14 protein-coding genes are annotated in these 21,556 nt (G+C 69.9%); 1 reads left to right on the top strand and 13 read right to left on the bottom strand.

Annotation, left to right across the window (positions count from 1 at the left end):
• Positions 1-83: 83 nt before the first annotated feature.
• On the top strand, positions 84-3,116 hold the full coding sequence (locus HNQ61_RS11120) for a PAS domain S-box protein (protein ID WP_170034500.1): 3,033 nt from the start codon (positions 84-86) through the stop codon (positions 3,114-3,116).
• Positions 3,117-3,186: 70 nt separating this feature from the next.
• On the opposite strand, the gene HNQ61_RS11115 is transcribed toward HNQ61_RS11120, so the two are convergent.
• The 13 genes from HNQ61_RS11115 to trpE all read right to left on the bottom strand — a co-directional run bounded on the left by HNQ61_RS11115 (position 3,187) and on the right by trpE (position 21,510).
• Positions 3,187-4,044 (bottom strand): hypothetical protein, encoded by an 858-nt coding sequence (locus tag HNQ61_RS11115; protein ID WP_170034499.1) that lies wholly within the window; start codon positions 4,042-4,044, stop codon positions 3,187-3,189.
• Between the two features lie 552 nt (positions 4,045-4,596).
• A complete protein-coding gene (locus HNQ61_RS11110; protein WP_170034497.1) occupies positions 4,597-5,415 on the bottom strand; it encodes a glutaminyl-peptide cyclotransferase in 819 nt (272 codons plus the stop codon).
• Positions 5,416-5,426: 11 nt separating this feature from the next.
• Positions 5,427-7,289: a M61 family metallopeptidase gene (locus HNQ61_RS11105; RefSeq protein ID WP_170034495.1), complete on the bottom strand. Its 1,863-nt coding sequence runs from the start codon at positions 7,287-7,289 to the stop codon at positions 5,427-5,429.
• Between the two features lie 424 nt (positions 7,290-7,713).
• A complete protein-coding gene (locus HNQ61_RS11100; protein ID WP_170034493.1) occupies positions 7,714-8,298 on the bottom strand; it encodes a hypothetical protein in 585 nt (194 codons plus the stop codon).
• Positions 8,299-8,339: 41 nt separating this feature from the next.
• Entirely contained in the window at positions 8,340-9,104 is a 765-nt protein-coding gene (locus HNQ61_RS11095; protein ID WP_170034492.1) for a hypothetical protein, read from the bottom strand.
• Positions 9,104-10,258, bottom strand: a complete 1,155-nt coding sequence (locus HNQ61_RS11090; protein WP_170034491.1) for a L,D-transpeptidase — start codon at positions 10,256-10,258, stop codon at positions 9,104-9,106. Before HNQ61_RS11090 ends, HNQ61_RS11095 begins: the two co-directional genes overlap by 1 nt.
• A gap of 410 nt (positions 10,259-10,668) precedes the next feature.
• On the bottom strand, positions 10,669-10,830 hold the full coding sequence (locus tag HNQ61_RS11085; protein ID WP_170034490.1) for a hypothetical protein: 162 nt from the start codon (positions 10,828-10,830) through the stop codon (positions 10,669-10,671).
• 71 nt (positions 10,831-10,901) lie between these two features.
• The gene (ftsH, locus tag HNQ61_RS11080) at positions 10,902-12,827 is read right to left on the bottom strand and encodes an ATP-dependent zinc metalloprotease FtsH (protein WP_170034489.1); all 1,926 of its coding nucleotides are present in this window, start codon (positions 12,825-12,827) and stop codon (positions 10,902-10,904) included.
• Positions 12,828-13,035: 208 nt separating this feature from the next.
• Positions 13,036-13,878 (bottom strand): carboxypeptidase regulatory-like domain-containing protein, encoded by an 843-nt coding sequence (locus HNQ61_RS11075; RefSeq protein WP_170034488.1) that lies wholly within the window; start codon positions 13,876-13,878, stop codon positions 13,036-13,038.
• 254 nt (positions 13,879-14,132) lie between these two features.
• Entirely contained in the window at positions 14,133-14,546 is a 414-nt protein-coding gene (locus HNQ61_RS11070) for a hypothetical protein (protein ID WP_183685644.1), read from the bottom strand.
• Between the two features lie 138 nt (positions 14,547-14,684).
• Positions 14,685-16,247, bottom strand: a complete 1,563-nt coding sequence (locus HNQ61_RS11065; protein ID WP_170034486.1) for a RagB/SusD family nutrient uptake outer membrane protein — start codon at positions 16,245-16,247, stop codon at positions 14,685-14,687.
• 59 nt (positions 16,248-16,306) lie between these two features.
• Entirely contained in the window at positions 16,307-19,549 is a 3,243-nt protein-coding gene (locus HNQ61_RS11060; RefSeq protein WP_170034484.1) for a SusC/RagA family TonB-linked outer membrane protein, read from the bottom strand.
• Between the two features lie 440 nt (positions 19,550-19,989).
• Entirely contained in the window at positions 19,990-21,510 is a 1,521-nt protein-coding gene (gene trpE / locus HNQ61_RS11055) for an anthranilate synthase component I (RefSeq protein ID WP_170034482.1), read from the bottom strand.
• Between the last annotated feature and the right edge of the window lie 46 nt (positions 21,511-21,556).

Genomic DNA, 21,556 nt, shown 5'->3' with positions numbered 1-21,556 from the left:
AGGGAAATGCGGATATACTGCGACGTATCCTGATTTCCGCCTTCCCCGGCCCCCGGAGGACCCATGCCCACAGGCTCGGTCCGATGACTTCCGCCACGCCTCCCGCGGCGGAGCTGCACCACGACCTCCGCCGCCTGGCCGAGCGGCACCTGGGCGTGCTGGAGGGGATTCCGTCCCCCTGGCGCGCGCTGCTCGGCGACCTGGACGATGCGCTGCGCCGCACGGACGAGCTCGCCACGCTGCTGCACGCGGACGTGGACGGGCGCGAGCTGCTGGACCGGTACCGCCGCCTGCAGAGCGACGTCGCCGAGCTGGACCGTACGACCGAGGCGCTACGCGAAAGCGACCGCCAGTTCCGCGAACTCGCGGAAACCGTGGCCGCCGCCACCTTCGTGTACCAGGGCACGCGGTTCCGCTACGTGAACGCCGGCGCGGAAGAGCTCACCGGCTACACGCGCGACGAGCTGCTGGGCGTAAGCTTCTGGGACATCGTGCACCCCGCGGACCGCGAGATGGTGCGCGAGCGCGGCCTGGCCCGGCAGCGGGGCGAACCCGTCCCCAACCGCTACCCCTTTCGCGTGATCCGCAAGGACGGCGAAGAGCGGTGGGTGGAGTTCGCCGCCGGCATCGTGCACTACCGGGGCGAAGCGGCCGCGCTGGGCACCGCGTTCGACATCACCGCGCACAAGCAGGCCGAGGCCACGCTGCGGCGGCAGGCGCTGGTGTTCGACAACCTGTACGACGCGGTGATGATCACCGACGTCCACGGGAAGATGGTCACCTGGAACCGCGCCTCGGAGCGCATCTACGGCTGGTCGCGCGAGGAAGCGCGCGGCCGCGGGCCGGAGATGTGGCTGGGGCACCACCGCGCCGAGTCGCTGCGCAGGGAGGTATTCGACCACCTGGAGCGCGAGGGCCGCTGGCAGGGCGAAATCCGCTTTCGCCGCAAGGATGGTACGGAGGGGACGTCGGAAACCATCGTCGTGCCTCTGCGCGATGACGACGGGCAGCTGCTGGGCGCGCTGGGCGTCAACCGCGACATCACCGACCGCCGCCGCGCGGAGGATGCGCTGCGGCTGAGCGAGGAGCGCTATCGGCTGATGATGGCCGGCAGCGACACCGTCTTCTTCTACACCGCGGACGCGGCGGGACGGCTGGTGTACCTGTCCTCATCCGTGGCGCAGGTGCTGGGATACGCGCCGGAGGAGCTGGCGGGCCGCCCCCGATCCGTCTTTTCCGCGGATGAGGAGCATGCCGGCCTTCCGGTGCCGGGCGCGGGCGAGGCGCCGCGCATTCTGTCGCTGGCCGCGCGGCACCGCGACGGGCACGAGGTGGCGCTGGAGTTGGTGGAAACCGCGGTGGGGCAGCCGGGCGGCCCCGCCACGGTGCAGGGCTTCGCGCGCGACGTGACCCCGCGGCGCGCGGTGGAGCAGGCGCTGCGCGCCAGCGAGGAGCGCTACCGCAGCCTCTTTGAGCAGTCGCGCGACGCCATCTACATCACCACGCTGGACGGCCGCTTCGTGGACGTGAACCAGGCGGCGGTGGAGATGTTCGCGGACAGCCGCGAGCAGCTTCTGTCCATGCGCGTCACCGACCTGTACGCCAACCCGGGCGACCGGCGTCGCTTCCGGGACGAGATCACCCGCGGCGAGTCCATCCGCGACTTCGAGGTGCGCCTGCTGCGCCGCGACGGCGAAACGCTGGACGTGCTCGTTTCCGCCTCGCTGCGGCGCGGGCCGGACGGCGCGATCCTGGGCTACCAGGGAATCATTCACGACATCACCACCCGCAAGCGCGCGCAGGAGCAGTTGGCGTACGGCGCCCTGCACGACTCGCTTACCGGCCTGCCCAACCGCGTGCTCTTTGTGGACCGGCTGGACCACGCGGCGGAGCGGGTGCGCCGCGGCGACCACGCGTCACTTGCCGTCCTGTTTCTGGACCTGGACCGCTTCAAGGTCGTCAACGACAGCCTGGGGCACGGCGCGGGCGACCGGCTGCTGACCGAACTGGCCAGCCGGCTGGAGGCGGCGCTGCAGCCGGCCGACACGCTGGCGCGCTTTGGCGGCGACGAGTTCACCGTGCTGCTGGAGGGGATTCAGAGCCCCATCGAGGCGACGCACCTGGCCGACCGGCTGCTGGCCGCCATCGCCGCGCCGTTCTCGCCGGACGGGCACGAGGTGTTCGCCAGCGCCAGCATCGGCATCGCCTTTTCCGGCACGGGGCAGGAGGGCGCGGAAGAGCTGCTGCGCGACGCCGACGCCGCGCTCAGCCGGGCCAAGTCGCTGGGCAAGAACCGCTACGAGGTGTTCGACCGGGGGATGCACGCGCAGGCAATGGCGCGCCTGCGGCTGGAAACGGATCTGCGGCGGGCGCTGGAGCGCGAGGAGCTGCGGCTCCTGTACCAGCCGCTCGTTTCTCTGCACTCGGGGCGCATCGAGGGGTTCGAAGCGCTCCTGCGGTGGCGGCATCCGGAGCGCGGCGACGTTCCGCCGCTGGAGTTCATCCCCATCGCCGAGGAAACGGGGCTCATCCTTCCCATCGGACGGTGGGTGATTGAGCAGTGCTGCGCGCAGGTGGCCCGCTGGAGCAGGGACCCGGGCAACGCCCGCCTCACCATGGCCATCAACCTGTCTCCCGTGCAGTTCGCCCAGCCAGACCTGGCGGAGCACCTGGCATCCACGCTCAACGGGTGCGGCGTCGCTCCGTCGCGCATCCGTCTGGAACTGACGGAGGGCGTGCTGCTGGAGGATGAGGAGGCGGCCATCCGCGTGCTGCACCAGCTGCGCGAAATCGGCGTCGGGCTGTGCATGGACGACTTCGGCACCGGCTACTCGTCGCTCGGCTACCTGCACCGCTTTCCGCTGGACATTCTCAAGGTGGACCGCTCGTTCGTCAGCCGGATGGACCGCGATCCGCGCAGCGGGCAGCTGGTGCACGCCATCATCAACATGTCGCACATCCTTGGTGTTCGCGTGGTGGCGGAAGGCGTGGAAACGAGTGAACAGCTGGAGGCGCTCCGCGAGATGGGGTGCGATCACGTGCAGGGCTTTCTGATCGCCGAGCCCATGGGCGCGGACCGGGCCGAACAGCTGATCGCGGAGGGGCGCACGTGGTGACGGGACTTGGATGGATGACGAAAAGGCCCGCCGGATGATTCCGGCGGGCCTTTTTGTCGAGGGATGAACGTCAGCGGTGTTCGAAGCGCAGCGTCAGCAGTTCCACGATCGGCAGCGCGTTCGCCGGGCGGGCGAGCGAGAGGCCGTCGCGATAGTGGCCGCCGGCGCGGATCGCGTCCTCGCCGTCCCACGCCACCTCGCCCAGCAGGTGATGGCACTGGATCTGGCGCAGCACGTCGCCCGTGCGCTCAAAGGTGCGCAGCGCGTCGCCCAGGCGGGAGCGCGCGGCGGCGCGGCGGCCGCGAGCCAGGTGCGCGATGGCGAGGGAGAGAGCGCCGATGGCCGCGGCTTCGTCGTCCTTGGCGCGGCGGCCGGCGCGCTGCGCGCTGGACGCGTCGCGCTCGGCTTCGTCGAACACGCCCGTGCTTGCGCGGACGGCGGCGCGGTTGACGCGGATCAGCACCAGGCCCACGTCGCCCGCAGCCTGCGCGTGGCGTTCCGCGTCCGTCAGCTTGGCGAGCGCTTCGTCTGCGCGGCCGGCGAGGCCGCTCGCGATGGCATCCACCAGCGCCGCCGCGAACTTGGCCAGGCGCGGCAGGCCGGCGCTCTCCGCCAGCACCTCGCGTGCGTACGACGCGGCGCGCTCCAGCTCGCCCGCCAGCAGATCCGTGCAGGCGTGCTCGATGCGCGCGGCGGCGGTCGCGGGCACGTCGTCCGCCTCGCGCGCGACGGCTTCGGCCCGCGAAGCGCTCGTCCGCGCCTGCTCCCAGTCCATCGCGCGCCGCGCCGCATCCGCGTCCGCCAGCTCTGCCGATCCGCCCGCCGCGGCGATGCCGAACGGGGGAAAGAAGCCGCCCGGGTACAACGGGGGCAGCGGCAGGCCGGGAATGGCGAGCAGGGGCGACGGGCTTTCGTGCATGCGGTCCATCAGAGCCGAAAGGGGAGAACGGCGAACCGCGCAAAGGTCGTGGGGACGGGGACGGAGGGCAAGTGCACAACGCGCGGCGGGCGCCCCGTCGGTGGACGGAGCGCCCGTGATGCGGCAGGCGGTGCCGTTCGGTCTAGCGCCAGATCAGGGCGAGAAGCCTGCGGACCAGCGGAAAGAACTTGCCCAGGCCCTTGGTGACGAGGCCGGTGAGCAGAGTCCGGAAGAGAAAGCGGATAACGAGGAGCATGGTGGGCCTGACGGTGAATGCGAACGGCCTGCCTCCGACACTCGCCTTGGTACGCACCTCCGCCCCGGCGAGTTTCACGCGGAGGATCGACTGCGCCGAAGCATATCATCCTGACTTAGCGCCGGGCGATGTGCCAGCAGAAGACAGACCCCCGCTCGCGCATCCCCTCGCCATCGCGACCTCGGCGTGCGTTGCGCTGAGGCGGACGAGCGCGACGCGGCCTGCGGTTCCCGTCATCGACCGAAACACGCGAGCCCGCCTTCCGGACGGAAGGGCGGGCTCGCGACGTTCATCCAACGAACAGCCTACTGCCCGATGCCGAGCGACGGGATGCGGATCTCAAAGATCTTCGGCCAGAGCTTTCCCGTCACCAGCAGCCGGTTGGTCTGCGAGTCGTAGGCGATGCCGTTCAGCACGCCCTCGGGGTCGCTCACGGGCGGAACCAGGGCCGCCAGATCCAGCCATCCCTTCACCTGCCCCGTCTGCGGATCGATGCGGGCGATGCGGTTGGTGTGCCATACGTTGGCCCACACCTCACCCTTCACCCACTCCAACTCGTTCAGGTCGTTCACGCCCTGCCCGGCGTCAACTACCTGCACCGTGCGCTGCGGATTCAGCGTCCGCGCGTCCAGAAACGTCAGGTAGCTGCTGCCGTCGCTGATGATCAGCGAGCGGCCGTCCGTCGTCAGCCCCCAGCCCTCGCCCTGGTAGCTGATCTGCCGCCCCGGCCGCAGCGTGGCGCGGTCATAGACGAACATGACCCCTTCCCGCCACGTGAGCTGAAACAGGCTGTCGCCCACCAACGCCAGCCCTTCCGCAAAGTACTGCGGCGCCAGCGGCGTGCTGCGGATGACCGCCCCCGTCTCCAGTTCCACCTGCCGCACCGTGGACGTTCCGTAGCGCCCCGTGCTTTCGTACAGATTGCCGCCCTGCCACACCAGGCCCTGCGTAAAGCTGGCCGTGTCGTGCGGATAGCTGCGCACCTGGTCCACCGCCACCACGGGCGCGGGCGGGCCCGGGGGCGGCGTCTGCGTGCCGGACCGGTCCGCGGTGCCGTCGCCGCCGCAGGAAGCCGCGGTCGTCATCAGAATCACCATTCCCCAGAGAAGGGGCACGCGCGGCATCACTTTCCCGCTCACCGCCCGGCCCTCGATCCCAGCCACGATTCGCGGAACGCCCGCATCTCCGGCGTCAGCGTCATTCCCGCCGCCTCGTACGGCACCGCTTCCAGCGCGGGGTTCTCCACCAGCGCCATCGCCACCGTGCGTGTCGTGCCGCGGGAGACGACCTCCACCTGCAGGCGGTCGCCCGCCTGCCTGCCCTGCAGCAGCGTGCGCAGCGCGGCGGCGTTGGCCACCAGCTGCCCGTCCACCGAGCGGATCACGTCGCCGATGTCCAGCCCGGCGGAGTACAGGGACCCGCCGTACAGCGAGGGCTGGGTCAGGCGCACGCCCCCGCCCTGCGCGTCGTCGATCTGCCCGCCCAGCCAGGGCCGCCCCGCCTGCGACTTGCGCAGCAGGTACCCGGCGCGCGCCAGCAGCGGGGCGTAGTCCACCGCCTCGCGCCCTTCCACGTAGCGGCGGAAGAAGTCGTTGGCGAACGCCGTGTCGCGCGTGACCTCGCCCAGCACGCGGCGCAGGTCGGCCACGGTGTACGGACGCGCGGGCGCCAGCGCCGGCGTCTGCTCGCGGCCGTACTGGCGCCACATGGCGCGCATGAAGTCGTCCAGCGTGATGTTGTTGAAGCGCGACCGCAGCGTAAGGTCCAGCCCCAGCCCGATCCCCGCGCCCCAGGTGTAGTAGCTCAGAAAGGTGTTGCCGCGGTTCACCGGGTCGATGGAAACCGCCGCGTCCACGAACGGCGCCTGCTTCGCCATCTCCACCGGGGAAAAGAAGCGCCGCCCCGCCGCGTTCACCACCGCGTTGGCCGTGCCGCCCGCTTCCGACGCGTACTCCGCGTCGTCGCTGAGCCCCGCGCGGCGGATGAACAGCGCGTCGTAGTAGCTGGTGAAGCCTTCGGCGAACCACAGCTCGCCGCTCATGTTGGCTTCGGTGAAGTTGAACGGCTCCAGCGAGCGCGGGCGCAGGCGCTCCACGTTCCACGAGTGGAAATACTCGTGCGACACCGTGCCCAGCAGTCCCATCTCCGCCTGCGCCAGCGAGGCCGGCGCGGTGATCACCGTGCTGTTGCGGTGCTCCATCCCGTCGCCCGAGGCCCAGGGCAGGTAATCCGCCAGAAAAGTGTAGGTGCCGTTGTCGTACGCCGCCGGCTCGCCCCACATGGCGATTTCCTCCGCCACCACCTTTTTGGTCTTTTCCACGTAGCGGTCCAGCTCCGCGTCCGTGCCCAGGTGGTGCATGGCCATGCGCATGGTGTACGTGCGCCCGCCGGGGCCCGCCACCGTCCACGTCCGCAGGTCAAAGTCGCTCACCTCGGCGGGCGAATCCATGAACCACTGCAGGTTGGGCGCGGTGAACACGGCGCTGTCGGGCGTGGGCGCAAGCTGCGTGGCCACGCGCCACCCGTCCGGCCGGTCAAAGCGCACGCGGATGGGCGCCCGCTCCATTCCCCGCGCCCACATGAAGGTGGCGGGCATGTTCAGGTGCGCGTGCGTGGCGTCCACCGCGGTGTAGGTGCCGTCCACGCGGTCGCCGAACAGCGTGTACTGCACCCGCACCGTGCCGTCGTGGCCGGCCACAGTCCACCCGCTGGGGTCGGAGCGCTCCGCCTGCAGCGCGCGCCCGCGGCCGTCCGTCACGCGGACGCCGTAGACGTTCTTGGCGAACTCGTGCAGCGCGTACCGGCCCGGCGAGGTGCGGCTCATGCGCACCTCCAGGGGGTGTCCGGCGGGCACGCCGGTGAAGGTGGCCGTCACCTCCGCCTCGTGGTGCACGCGGTTGGGAAAGCGGATGTCGTATTCGACGCGTTCCTGGGCGGAGGCCGGCGCGGCGATCAGCAGGGCCGCGGCAAGCGCCGGCAGCGGGAGGAGATGACGCATTCGGGAGCGGGATCGAGGGTTGCGCGATGGAGCAGCGAGAGATTTAGCACCCCGGCGCCATGGAAGCCAGCGGGGGGACCATGGGACCCTTCCGCCCGTCATCCGTTCCCTCCGCTGGATGAGCCTCCGTGGATGACGATCCTGCCGGCCGATGACCGCCGGCACGACCATCCCAGTCATCGGATGACGTTCATCGGATGACGTTCATCGGATGGCGTCGATGAACGGCATCCCGTCCGTAGCTCATGACCTGCGGATGACGATCATCCATGATCACCATCGATCCCGATCGCAGTCGGTGATAGAGGATGCGCGGACGGCGTTCGACGGTGGCGGATGGACGAACGCGGGCACCGGCTCTCATGGCCGATGCCCGCGTCCAGTCAACCCGCGCCGGGACGGAAGACAGTCCCGGATCGATCCGTCAGCGCGGCGTGCGGGGGTCGCCCGTGGGACGCGGCGGCAGGTCGGCCGCGGGAGGCTCGCCTCCACGTTCGCGGCGGCGCGGGGCGAAGTCCGCGGCACCCATGCGCGCCGACATGCGGCCCAGCAGCACGCGGCCCGCGCGCACGTCGTGGCCCACGTCGATCAGCAGCAGGGTAAGGTCGCCCGCGCCCCACAGCATGGCGGAAAGCACGCCGCCCTGAATGACCTCGGCCATCAGGTTCAGCACCAGTTCCGGCCACGCCTGCGTTTCCGAGCTGGCCTCGAACATCAGCCCGGCCACCACCTCGGCAAAGATCGCCACCAGCACGATCAGCGCGACGATCTTGAACAGCCGCGCGATGTACTGCAGCCCCACGTACGGCTCCGTGTCCTCCGCCCGGATGGAGCCCGGATCGCGCCGCACCTCGGAGCCCGGCACCGCCGGACCCGCCGGGCCCTGGGACGCACGCTCCGTCACCGGCTGGATCCGCTCCGGGATCGCCTCGCCGCGCGCCGGAAATCCCTGCCCGCCGGCACGTCCGTCCGGGTCGCCGATGGGCCGCCCCGCCTCGTCCTCTCGCATCAATCTCCCCCGTGTCGGTTCCGTACCGCGTAAGTCCTGCTCTAGCGCCGCCGCTCGGGTACGAACAGAAGCGCGTCCGTGTACCCCACCCGCCGCGCGGTTTCGGCGGCCCACTCCAGGCGGCCTACCTGTGCCTCCGTGTGCCCGTCGCTCCCCAGCGAGAACCGGACCCCCGCTTCCCGCGCCTTTACCAGGAGCCGGTCATGCGGCAGACGGTAGCGGTTGCTGATCTCCAGCGCCACCCCGCTGGCCCGCAGCGCCTCGATCCACCGGTCCTCGCGCGCCTCCGTCCACCACGCATGCACGTCGCTTTCCATCTCGTACAGCGCGGGCGGCGTAAGCGTGCTGTGCGCCGCGATGTGGATGGGCATGGCCTTCACCATCCGGCACAGCTCGTCCACCATGGCGTCCATCAGCTCCTGCGGGCGCGTTCCCCACGGATCGGGGAGCTTCTGCCACCAGGGAGAGCCCATCCCCCCGCCGGGAAGGTTGAAGCCGTGGTTGCTGCCGATGCGGTAGTCGAACCGGTCCAGCACCTCCTGCGGCAGCGACAGCGCGAAGTCGTCGCACCAGCAGAACTCGCCGGAGCGGAACACCATGGGCGCTTCCAGCACCTCCAGGTAGTGCTGCAGCTGCGCCTCGGTGGCCACGAACCGGTCCACGTTGCGCCGCGAGATGTGGTCGGCGATGCCGATCATCACCCCGCGCTCGCGCGCCAGCTCGATCACGCGCTCCAGCGGCAGATCGCCGTCGGACATGGTGGTGTGCGCGTGCAGGTCCTGCCGGCCGATCAGCGAATCCGCCATCAGTTCCTCCCCGCGGTGCGGGCGCGAGAGGCGCCGAAGCGGGTGCGGTACGCCTCTTCCGCGCGCTGAATGGCCAGCCAGCCCGCCTGCCCCTCCGGCCCCAGCCGGTCGCGCGGAACACGGCGCGTGGGCCAGGGCGTCGTCTGGTCGTCCAGCCCGCCGTGCCACAACCCCATGGTCGCGTCCACGATGTCGGCGGCGGCGCGCTCCCGCGCGTCCGCGTCAATGCGGTTCAGGCTCACCGTCACCCGCAGCGACCCGCGCGAGAACGCGTCCGCCAGAAAGGTCCCGTACTCGTCGCGCCGAGCTTCCGTCCCCGCCTGCCGCGCGCGGGAAAGCAGTCCGCGCAGCGCCGGGGCGTCTTCCTTCAATCCCCGCTCCAGCAGCGTGTGCGCGGTGGCGGTCCACGCGGCGGCCGTGTCCGCCGCGCCCAGCTGGCGTTCCAGCCGGGTCAGCAGCGCGGCGGTGGACAGGCGGTCCAGCGGATTGGGCGCGCGGGTCACCCGGCGCGCGGCGCGGGTGAAGGCAGCCACGCTGTCCGGCTGCTCGCCCAGCAGCGGCGCCGTCCCCACGATGACCACCGGCGTCCCCACCTGCACGTTGTGAAACAGGCGCAGCGCGTTGGCGTCGCTCAGCCGGATGCAGCCGTGCGACACGCGGCGGCCCAGCAGCTCGGGCTTGTCCGTACCGTGGATGGCCAGCTCGTTCCCCAGGTAGACCGCGGCGGCGCCCAGCCCGCCCTCCTGCCGGCGCAGCGGCGAGTTCTCCGGGGGAATGGGGCGCTTATTTTCGATGAACCACCAGTCGGGAATGATCCAGGTGGGGTTCTGCTCCTTGAATTGCACGTACATGGTGCCGCTGGGCGTATTGAAATTCCAGTGGCGGTCGGTGCCCGCCAGGCGGAAGCCCGTTCCGGTGCCCACCGGCGCGCGCCACAGCACGGTCTGGCCGTCCATGAAGCGCAGTTCGTTGGCCTCCACGTCCACCACCACGTACTTGAGGTCGCGGCGAACGGGCGGCTGGTCCGCGGGCGGCGCGGCAACGCGCGGATCGGGCGCGGACGAGCGCGAGCCCACCCCCACGGCGGAACAGCCGGCCAGCAGGGCGGCGGCAATCAGCGCCGGAAAGAGGCGCGGCAAACGTCGAAAGTGCATCTGTCCTGGTAAACCTCGGTCCATGAGGTCCGGCCGGGGCCGGACCGCGGTGCAGGCCGCACGCGACGCGGGTGCAACCCCTGCGCCAGCGCGGGCGCGATCGCCCCTGCGTACCCGCCGCGCGCACCCGTGTGCCTGCGACGGAAGCAGCTTCGTGGACGTTTGATGGATGTGGATCGGCTTCGGTCCGCGTCTCACGCCCGGCGAGACCGGCGATCACCGGCGTTCCTGATCGACGGTGATCGACGATGTTCAGGGCTCAACGGAACACGATGGATGGGGACTCGGCGTGGTCATCCGCCGATTACCTGCCATCGCCAGCCGCCGTCGTCCAGCGAGCATCCCCCCAAACGGCGAGGGAGGGCGCACGTCCCGCATGCGCCCTCCCTCCTTCTGCCGCCGTCCCGGTCCTACTCGGCGGATGAATCCCGCTCGCCTTCGGCCTGCGACGGCTTGTCTTCCGGGCCGTCCAGCCGCTTTTCCGTCGGCGTCGTGGGACGCTCCGGCTCCGGCTGGTCCTGCTCGTCCGCCATGTGCGGGCTCTTGTCCTCGTAGCGCGGGTCTTTCTCCACCGGTTCCTCCAGGTTCGCGAACGCGATCGCGTGTCGTGGCTGAAAACCGTCCCGCTCGCGCGGGGCGGGCGTTACTTCTTGGGCCGGCCGCCCCGCCGCGCGGCCGTGGCGCCGGACGGGGGCGATGCCGCCGCCTGCTCCGTGCCGTTCACCGGCGGCGGCTGCACCACGCGCTGGGGCAGGGGCTCGTGCTTGCGAACGGGCAGGCCCATGATCTCCCGCAGCTCCGCCTCGTCCACCACTTCCTTTTCCAGCAGCCGCTGCGACAGCGTTTCCAGAATCGCGCGGTCCTGCGTCAGAATGCGGCGCACCCGCTCATATGTGCCGTCGATCAGGCCGCGGATTTCCGCGTCGATGGCGCGCGCCGTCTCTTCCGAGTAGTTGCGCTGCTGCATCCCGCCGTCCTGCTGCAGAAACTGGCTGCGGCGCGGTCCGGCCAGGTTTACGGGCCCCAGCTCGCGCGACATGCCGTATTCCGTCACCATGCTGCGCGCCAGCTCCGTCACCCGCTCCAGGTCGTTGCCCGCGCCGGTGCTGATCTCGTCAAAGACGATCTCTTCCGCCACGCGCCCGCCCAGCAGCACCGCGATGCGGTCCATCAGCTCCTGCTTCTGCAGCAGGTAGCGGTCTTCCGTGGGCAGCTGCTGCGTGTACCCCAGCGCCGCCACGCCGCGCGGAATGATGCTGATCTTGTGCACCGGGTCCGCCGTGGGCACCCGCTCCGCCACGATGGCGTGGCCGGCCTCGTGGTAGGCCACGATGGTGCGTTCCTTGTCGTTGATCAGCCGGTTCTTCTTTTCCAGCCCGGCCACGATGCGGTCCACCGCCTCGTCCACCTCCTGCATGGTCACGGCAGACTTGTCGCGCCGCGCGGCCAGCAGCGCCGCCTCGTTCAGCAGGTTGGCCAGGTCCGCGCCCACGAAGCCCGGCGTGCGCCGCGCGATGCGCTCCAGGTCCAGATCCTCGCCCAGGGTGATGCCGCGCGAGTGGATCTTGAGGATCGCGAGGCGGCCGTTCACGTCCGGGCGGTCCACCAGCACCTGGCGGTCAAAGCGGCCCGGGCGCAGCAGCGCGGGGTCCAGGATCTCCGGCCGGTTGGTGGCGCCCATGATGATGACGCCCAGCCGCGGATCGAACCCGTCCATCTCCACCAGCAGCTGGTTCAGCGTCTGCTCGCGCTCGTCGTTGCCGCCCAGCATGTTCCCCGGCGAGCGCGCCTTGCCCAGCGCGTCCAGCTCGTCGATGAAGATGATGCACGGCGCCTGCGCCTTGGCCTGCCCGAACAGGTCGCGCACGCGGGCCGCGCCCACCCCCACGAACATCTCCACGAACTCCGCGCCGGAGATGCTGAAGAAGGTCACCCCCGCCTCTCCCGCCACGGCGCGGGCAATCAGCGTCTTGCCGGTTCCCGGAGGGCCCACCAGCAGCACCCCCTTGGGGATCTTGGCGCCCAGCTTGACGAACTTCTCCGGCGTCTTGAGGAACTCCACGATCTCCTGGAGCTCCACCTTGGCCTCGTCCACGCCGGCGACGTCGTCAAACGAGATCCCCGTTCCCTCTTCGCCCACGATGCGCGCGCGGCTCTTTCCCACCGTCAGCACACCCTGGGTGGGGTTCATCCGCCGCAGCATGAACATCCACAGCCCCACCATCAGCAGCAGGGGGAGCAGGAAGACCAGGAACGGGCTCCACCCGCTGCGGGGCTGCGCCTGAAAGCGGATCTGGCGCGCCTCCAGCAGCGTGACCAGTGAGGGATCGTCCACCTTTTCGGCGCGCCAGCGGTCCGGGCCCTTGCCCGCGCTGATGCTGTCGACGGGAATGGCCTCCACCACCGTCTGGCCGATGGTGACCTCCTTCACCTGCCGCGCCGAGATGCGGTTCTTGAGCTCGCTGTAGCTGATCTTCTGGGCGCCCGTGGGCTTCAGCAGCTGCGAAACCAGCAGCAGCCCCAGAAGCACGAGCACGATGGGGAAAACGGAAAAGCGCGGAGGGCGCATGCCTCCGCCGGGGCGCTGGCGCCGGTCCTGGCCGCGGCGCCGCTCACTGGATGGGTTTGCGTCTGCCATGTTCGTGCGCAGGCGCAAAGGTTGGACCAGCCGGGCGCGTCCGCGCGCCCCGCCGCGCAACGGCAAAGGCCGCCGCGCGAGCTTCGCGCGGCGGCCTTTGCGGCGGGCCGGAGAGCCAGCCCGCGCGGGACGGGGGCGATCAGTCCTGGTAGCCGCGTCGGGTCCAGATCACCACGGTTCCGCAGCGCGCTTCCGGGCTAGAGAACTCCGCCGGCACGCTGCCCAGGCCGGGATACACCTCGATTCCCTCCACCGCCTGCGGATCCACGATCTCGTCGATGGAGGGCTGAAACGGGTCGCTGCCCTGCGACATGCCGATGGTGTCGCGCGCCGCCAGGCGCGACGAGCCGAGCGCCGCCACGCCGCTGGTGCGGTTGACGTGCACGTTGTCCACAAAGAACTGCACCGGGCACCCGCCCGGCCCGCTGCGGATGGCGCGCGAAAAGAAGAGCTGCCGCCCGCCCGGCTGCCATCCGCCGGAGCGCACCCCGGGAATGGTGAGCAGCAGGTCGCTCACCACCGACGCGTTGCGGGCCTGGATGTGGTCGCGGGTCAGGTACCGCCCCATTCCGCGCTCCTTGCGGTCGTAGAAGCCGCGCAGCATGGCGCTGCTTCGCGGCGCCGAGCGGGCCACCACCGTCACCGGGTCCAGCAGCACCTCGGTGACGGAAACCCGGATGTCCACCACGACGGTGTCGTTGTGCGACAGGTTCAGATAGCCGCTCTGCGCGGTGTTGTACCCCACGCGCGAGGCGCGCAGCCGGAACCGTCCGGGCGTGACGCCGTCGAACCAGAACACCCCCAGCGAGTCGGTCTGCACCTCCCGCTGAAAGCGGCCCCCATCGGTGAGCAGAACGACGCTCCCCCGCGCCACCGGGCCGCCGTCGCGCGAATCCATCAGCCGCCCGGAAACCCAGCTCTGGGCCGCGGCGGGAAGGGACACCAGCGCCAGCACGATCGACAGCACCAAAGGTCGCAGCATCGTTGCCTCCTGCCCCACCGGGCATGATAGGGAGCCACCTTCAAGGACCAGTCTGAACGCCGCAGTCCGCACGATTCTGACCGCAAAGGCGGGCACGCGCGCCAGCCCCTGTCCGCACCGGATCGCGGCGGCCGGCGGCCGTCCGTTCCCGCCGCGCCGCCATCCGCGCGGGAGAACCCTGCGGCTGCGGGATGTCGGCGCGGCGGAGCGCGGTTCCGCGTGCGGACGCTGAGCCGCGCCCGCACGCGCGCGGCTCAGCGTCCGCGCGTGCTCACGATGATGGCACCCGCGATGGGCCCCATCCCCGACACCTGCAGCTGGTTGTTCGCGTCCACCGAGTCCAGGTAGCGCATGGAGCCCACCACCTCGAGCGAAATCTGGCGCAGCGCCTCCACGGTGCCCATCCGGGTGCCGTTCTGGAACACCGCGATCTGCCCGTCGCTCGCGCGGGCGCCGGTCACGCGCAGCCATGCGGGCCGCAGCCGCTGCACCGCGTCGTAGGCGGTGCTCATCCCCGGCGCGGACTCGATCTCCGCCAGGGTGAGGCGGTTGGGGTCCGACGACCGGGCGGCGGAGGGCGCTGCGCCGGTGGAGGCACCGGGGGCGGGGGCGCAGGCGCCCAGCGCCAGCGCGGCCGTGAGCGCCACAAGGGCGGACTTCCTCAGCATGATCACGTGTTCATAGGAGAGGGAAAAAGAACGGGAACGGCCCGCCAGCGTACGCCGGCGGGCCGTTTGGAAGAGCGTACCACAACGGTTCGCCGCCGCCGTGCCCGGACCGGGTCCGGGCACGGCGGTCATGACTGCTTACTGAACCGCGACGCAGGTGCCGCCGGCGGAGCAGTTGCCGCCCACGCCGCCAAAGGTGTACGGCGCCAGGCCCAGGCCGGCGCTTTCCTTGGGCGGAATCGGGAACTGGATCGGCGTGCCCTCGATCAGGTCGCCCCAGCCGCGGCTGTCAAAGAACCAGTCGCCCAGCGTGATGCCGTAGACTTCGGTGCGCTTCTCCCACTTGAGCGCCTCGAACAGGTTGCCGCACTGGCCGTTGGCCAGCTGCGGAACGCAGGTCGAGGGGCCGTCGGGGATGCCGGCGGTGGTCACCGGGGGAAGCTCGCCGTTGCCGACGCGCGTCTCGTTGATGATCGCCACGGCGCCGGCCAGGTTGCCCTTGCGGAACATGCCTTCCGCGCGCAGAAGCTGGATCTCGCGGGCGGTCATGTCGGGCATCGGCACGTCCGAGGCCTCCCAGTATTCCGACCAGCGATAGTCGCCGTACTCCGACCAGTTGTACGTGCCGCGGTCCGCGTTGCCGCCCACGAAGCCGGTGTTGTACACGTACAGGCCCGCGTCGTCGATGGCCGTGGTGGCCGGGAAGCGCGCGTCCAGCGAGCCGAAGCGGAACGGCTGGCGCTGGCCCAGCGGGGTCGCGGCCCACGCCTGGTACAGGTTGCCCGTCGTTTCGGCCATGCCGGCGTAGCGCAGGTCCCACCAGCCCCAGCCCGGAAGGGTCTGGTACACGAGGCCGTTGGCGTACACGACGTCGTCGATGATGATGTTGAAGTCGTCGGTGATGCCCAGGCCCGTCTCGGTGATCACGGCATCCCAGTTCACCGCCGCGCGCTCCGCCGGCGTGCGCGCTTCCCACGCCATGAAGCGGGCCTTGTACGAGTGCGCAAGGCGCGCCAGTTCGGCGCTGTTCAGCGTCAGGTCGGTGGGGATCCACCCCGCCGGGATCTGAAAGCTGTTGCCGTTGGCGAGCGTGATGGCCTCGTCAAGGTAGGCCAGCGACAGGGCCAGCATCTCATCGTGCGACAGCAGCGTCGGGGCCACGTCGGCCGGCGTCGTCTCGTCCAGGCGGTAGCCGCGGTCGTACGTGGAAGCCACCACGCCGGTCGCGATTCCCTGCATGAACCGCGCAAAGGCCTTGGCGCGGATCGTGTTGTCTTCCCCGGCGATGATCACCTTCACCGGGCTCTGCGGACGGCTGATGGGCGTCATCACCGTGCGCGCCGACGACAGCACGAGGTACAGGCGGTCCCAGGTGTAGTTCAGCACCGGGGAGTTGCTGTACTGCGGGAAGTTGTCGATCTGGCGGCGCGGCTCCTGGTAGAAGTCGATCATCGCGAAGTTGCCGGCGCTCGACGTGTGCTCGTCGGCCGCCACGCTCATCGCGAGGGTGATTCCGCCTTCGCTGTGCGTAGCCAGGTGGTAGTTGCGGAACGATCCCGCCAGCAGGCTCTCGATCACGACCGGCGTCGGGTCGCCCGTGGGCGCCGGAGGCGAGTTCGAGTTCGTGACGTCAAGGTCCGCGCAGGCCGCGCCCAGCACCGAGGCGAGGGCGGCCGCGTATGCGCCAACTCTCTTGTTCATTGGTATCCTTCACAGTGAGGGTGGCTCCCGTCCCCGTGGGGCGGGAGCCACGTCCGGTATCAGAATCCGAGTTCGACCGACAGGCTGACAGTGCGGAAGTTCGGATACCCGAAGGCATCGAAGCGGCTGATCACCGCCGAACCGCCCGTGCTGCCCGCGACGCCCACTTCGGGGTCGTAGCCCTGGTAGTCAGTCCACGTCTTCAGGTTGCGTCCGATCACGCCCAGGGTCAGGCGGTTGAAACCACCCATCCGCAGAGCCCGCAGACGGTCGGCGCCGAAGGAGTACCGCAGCGCGACTTCGCGCAGCTTCACGAAGCTGGCGTCCTCGACGAACTCGCTGTTCACGGTCGCGGCGTTGTACAGCAGGCTGTAGTAGCCCACCGGCTTCATCTCCTCGACCGACTTGCCGAACTGGTCGTTTTCACCCGACCGGTTGCGGAACATGGCCCACTGGCGGGTCTGGTTGTAGACCTCGAAGCCCATGGAGGCGTCGAGCAGGCCGTACAGCGACAGGCCGCCCCAGTTCACGGTGTTGGACACCGAGAAGTTGTAGTCCGGCTGGGCGCTGCCCAGCGCGAAGTAGTTGGTCAGCGCGCCCGAGAACGGGTCGGTGCCGATCGCCGAGAACGGAATGCCCCAGTTGTAGTTGAACAGGGTGCCCGTTCCGCGCGTTCCCCACTTGTCGTCGGCGTTGCCCAGCACGCCGTCGGGGCCGGCGCCGGCGGTCGAGGAACCGCCCTCGCCCACGTAGACCAGGTAGCCGTCGTCGTTCACGTCGAACGAAGAGCACTGGCTCTGCTGCGCGGCCGGCAGGTCGTCGCAGGACTCGGCCCACTTGCGGCCGAAGAAGGTGCCCAGCTCCACGCCTTCGCAGTTGAAGAAGACGTTCTCGACGTTCTGGTAGTTCGGGTTGCCCCAGGAGTAGCAGGGCACGTCCAGCTCGGAGATCTCCTGGCGGGTGCGGTCCCAGTTCACGCGGGCCGACCAGCCGAAGTTCTCACGCTGCATCAGCGTGGCGTCCAGCGAAAGCTCGATCGTGTTGCTCTGCAGCGTGCCGGCGTTGGTCCAGCGCGCGGTGTAGCCCGCCACCGACGGCAGGGGCACCAGCAGCAGCTGGTCCTCGGCGGTCGAGTTGGCGTAGTTGGCCGTGAAGTTGAAGCGGTCCAGCAGGCCCAGGTTGATGCCGAATTCGCGCTCGGTGACGCGTTCCGGCTTCAGGTCCGGGTTGCCCTGAATGTCCGGCGTCACGGTGCCGCGGTCCAGGCGGTTGGTCTGGTACTGCGCCGAGAAGGCCGGGCGGTTGCCCGCGGTGCCCAGCGAGGCGTGCAGCTTCAGGTCCGAGACGGCGGCCATGTTGAACCAGGGCTCCTCGGCCACGCGCCACGCGCCGCTCAGGCGGTAGTACGTCTGCCAGCGCTGGTCGGCGCCGAACAGCGAGCTGCCGTCGCGGCGAACTAGGCCGTCCAGGATGTACCGGTCGCGGAACGACAGGTTGGTCTGGTTGAAGAAGCCTTCCGAACGCGCGGACGTGCGCTGCGAGTCCACGAACTTGTTCTGCGTGGTGGCTTCCAGCGTCTCGACGCCCTCGGCGGCGAAGGCCGCGCCTTCCGCGTCGAAGTCCTCGTAGTTCTGCTCTTCGTACGAGTAGCGGAACTGGGTGCGCGCCTGCAGGTCGCCGAACGTCTTGTCGAACGTGCTGGTGGCGCTGCCGTTCAGGGCGTCCGTGATCGAGTTGAAGCGCTGCAGGTAGCCGCGGTTCAGCGTCGCGCTCGGCGTCTTGGTGCGGTAGCCGTACGGGTACAGGTCCTGGCGGTTGAAGTCCGTACGGTCATAGCTGATCTGGCCGTCCAGCGACACGCCGTTGACCGGCGCGTACACCAACTGCAGGCTGCTCAGGAACCGGTTGTTGGTGTCCGTCGTTTCGCGGTTCTCGATCTCGTACAGCGGGTTCGCGTACTCGGTCGCGCTCTGCGGATCGCCGGTCACCACCAGCTCGCCCAGGCTGTCGCGCTGCGCCAGGTCGATGTTGGGGGTGATGAACGTCAGGTTGTAGAACGGCGAGCCCGCGCCCCCGTCATTGATGACGTCCTGGTTGGAGCGGATGTAGTTGCCGCTCGCCGACACCTGCAGCTTGTCGCCGATGCCGTGGTCCAGGTTCAGGCGGAAGCTGTTGCGCTTGTAGCCGTCGTGGCCGACGACCACGCCGGAGTTGTCAAGCGACGTCACCGACGCGAAGAAGTTGGTGCGGCCCGACGCGCCTTCGACGCCCACATAGCCCTGGCGGTAGTCGCCGGGGTTGAAGAAGCGCTCCAGCTGGTTGTAGTTCGTGCCCGGCCAGGGGTTCACCTGGAAGGTGGTGTACGGGCTGGAGCCGGCCAGCGCCTGCGTGGTGCGGGTGCTCCAGTCGTACTCGCTGCCGTCCGCGCGCACGAAGCGCGTCTTGGCGGCGTTCATGCGCCAGGGGTGGTGCTGGGCAACCTCGACGTAGTGCTCGATGTCGCTCTGGCCGGCCTCGAGGCGGGTGGTGTAGCGCGTGCGCTCACCCGACAGGTTGCGGCCGCGGCGCGTGCGCACCTGGATGACGCCGGCGGCGGCGCGCGAGCCGTACAGCGAGGCCGCGGCGGCGCCCTTCACGACTTCGATGCTCTCGATGTCCTGCGGGTCGATGTCGCCCAGGCCGTTGCCTTCGCCCAGGATGACGCCGTCCACGATGTAGAGCGGGTCCTGCGTGCGGCCGCTGGCGTTGATGCTGGTGGGGCCGCGCAGCAGGATGGACGGGCTGGAGCCCGGCTGTCCGCCGCCCGAAACCACGCGCGCACCGGCGACCTTGCCCTGGATGGCGCCGGCCGCGGAGGTCGACGGAACGACGATGTCCTCGGCGCTCACCGTCGCGACTTCAAACGGAATGCGGGCGCGCGAGGTGGGGGCGGCCACACCGGTCACCACCAGCTCTTCAAGCTGGATGACGCTGGTGCTCATGGTGAAGTTCTGGGTCAGGTTGGCACCCGGCGACAGCGTGAGCTGGCGCGAGATGTTTCCCAGGCCCTGGCGCGACGCCGTGATGGCGACGCTCTGGCCGGCGCGGATGCGGTCGGCCGGAATGGCGAGACGGTAGTTGCCGTCCGCGCCGGTGGCGGCGCCGACGTTGAGGCTTTCGATGCGCACGAGCACCGCAGCCTCGGGCTGGCCCTGGGCGTTCGTCACGCGACCGGTCACCGTCGCGGCGCCCTGCGCCAGCACGGTGAGGGGCGTGAAGGCCGCCGCGATCAGGACCGCGATGAGCCGACGGAAGTTTTTCATTCCTCGTCCTCCTGTGGTTCGGCAGCCCCCTGCGGGCCACCGAGGTTGGATCCGATCCGTGCGAAGCAGAACGGGCGCGGCATGCGCCCCCCGTCGCACCAGGCATGCGGATGTTCCGGTGGAACATCCCGCCGCCCGATCGGGGTACAGCCTGTATTTTGCCTCAAAGAACGGCTCGCTCCGGTGCGCACCTCCTGGCAGAGTGAACAGAAAAAGAAAAACCGCGGCGGACTATGTCGTTGACGCCGTACAGGCGCGATTGGTCATCGGCGCGCCGGAGGCGCGGTCAGCACGGATGAGATACGAAAAGGGACGTGAACTGCAGGGGCGCGAACAAGCAGGTGGCTGGAATGACTGGTATATAGAACGGGCGTTCGATCATGTCAAGAGCGGTTCCGCGCCCGGTCACGATCGCGTCATCCTCCCCGCGGAGCCCGGATTCAGCCGGGATTGTCTTCGCCGCGGGCTTCCACCATGCGCACGGCGCGGAGCAGCGCACGGGCCTTGTTGAGCGTTTCCTCGTATTCGTCGGCGGGGCGCGAGTCGGCCACGATCCCGGCGCCGGCCTGCACGTGCGCCCGGCCGTCGCGAGCCACCACCGTGCGGATGGCGATGGCGGTGTCCATCGAGCGCCCTCCGTATCCGAAGTAGCCCGCCGCCCCCGCGTACGCCCCCCGGCGCACCGGCTCAAGCTCGTCGATGATCTCCATCGCCCGCACCTTGGGCGCTCCGGAAACGGTGCCGGCGGGAAAGGAGGCGCGAAATACGTCCATTGCCGACAACCCCTCGCGCAGCGCACCCTCCACCGTGGACACCATGTGCAGCACGTGCGAGTACTTCTCAATCACCATCCGCTGCGGCACGCGCACCGTGCCCCACCGGCTTACGCGGCCCACGTCGTTGCGCCCCAGGTCCAGCAGCATCAGGTGCTCCGCCACTTCCTTGGGGTCGGCCAGGAGGTCGGCGGCGAGTTCGTCGTCGTGCGCGTCGTCGCGGCCGCGGCGGCGGGTGCCGGCGATGGGGCGCACCGTGACCGTCCCTTCCTCCAGCCGCACCATCACCTCGGGCGACGAGCCGATCAGCTGCATGCCGTCCAGTTCCAGATAGAACAGGTACGGCGACGGGTTCAGCGTGCGCAGCGCCCGGTACAGGTCGAACGGCCGGGCGCTCAGCGGCACGGTGAGCCGCTGCGAAAGCACCACCTGAAAGGCGTCGCCCGCGCGGATGTACTCCTGCACGCGGCGCACGCCCTCCTGGTACCGCTCCGGGGTGCTGGTGCTGTCGAAGCCGGGATCCTCGTCCCCGCCCGGGCTGGCCAGCGCCAGCGGTTCCGGGCCCGCGGACTCGGCCAGCCGGGCGATCAATCCCTCCAGCTCCCGTGTCGCGGATTGATAACGTTCCGCCAGTTCATCCTGTGACACCCCTTGGGTTTCCACCGCGATGACGGCACGCGCGCGGTTGAAGAGGTTGTCGACGATGAGCGTCGCGCCCGTGAACATGAACAGGGCGTCGGGAAGGCCCAGGTCGTCCGCGGGGGCGTCGGGCAGTCGCTCGATCAGGCGCACCACGTCATAGCCGAAGTAGCCCACGGCGCCCCCCCAGAAGCGCGGAAGGCCGGGCACCTCGGCGGGGCGGTGCGCCTGGAGCAGCGCATCAAAGTCGCCCAGCGGGTCCGCCGTTTCCACCGGTTCCGACCATCCGCCTTCCGGCGTCCACCGGTCTACCCGGCTGCCGCGCAGCCGCCACGCAGAACGGGGCTCGCTTCCCAGAATGGTGTAGCGCGCCCACCGCTCGCCGCCGACCACGGATTCCAGCAAAAAGCCGAACGGCGGCCGCGCCAGCTTGTGAAAGGCGGAAACCGCGGTGTCGGTGTCGAACAGAAACTCCCGCGACACCGGCACCAGGGTGGCGTCCCCGGCCAGCTGCAGGAATTCGGAAAGCGGCGGCGTGTACGACGGCATTTCAGGACGGCTTCCGGGATGTGGGCGGCGCGCAATGTCCGCTGCG

Source organism: Longimicrobium terrae, assembly GCF_014202995.1.
GTDB classification, from domain to species: Bacteria; Gemmatimonadota; Gemmatimonadetes; order Longimicrobiales; family Longimicrobiaceae; genus Longimicrobium; species Longimicrobium terrae.
Note: the sequence above shows the minus strand (reverse complement) of the source record. Positions and strands in the feature narration are given on the sequence as shown.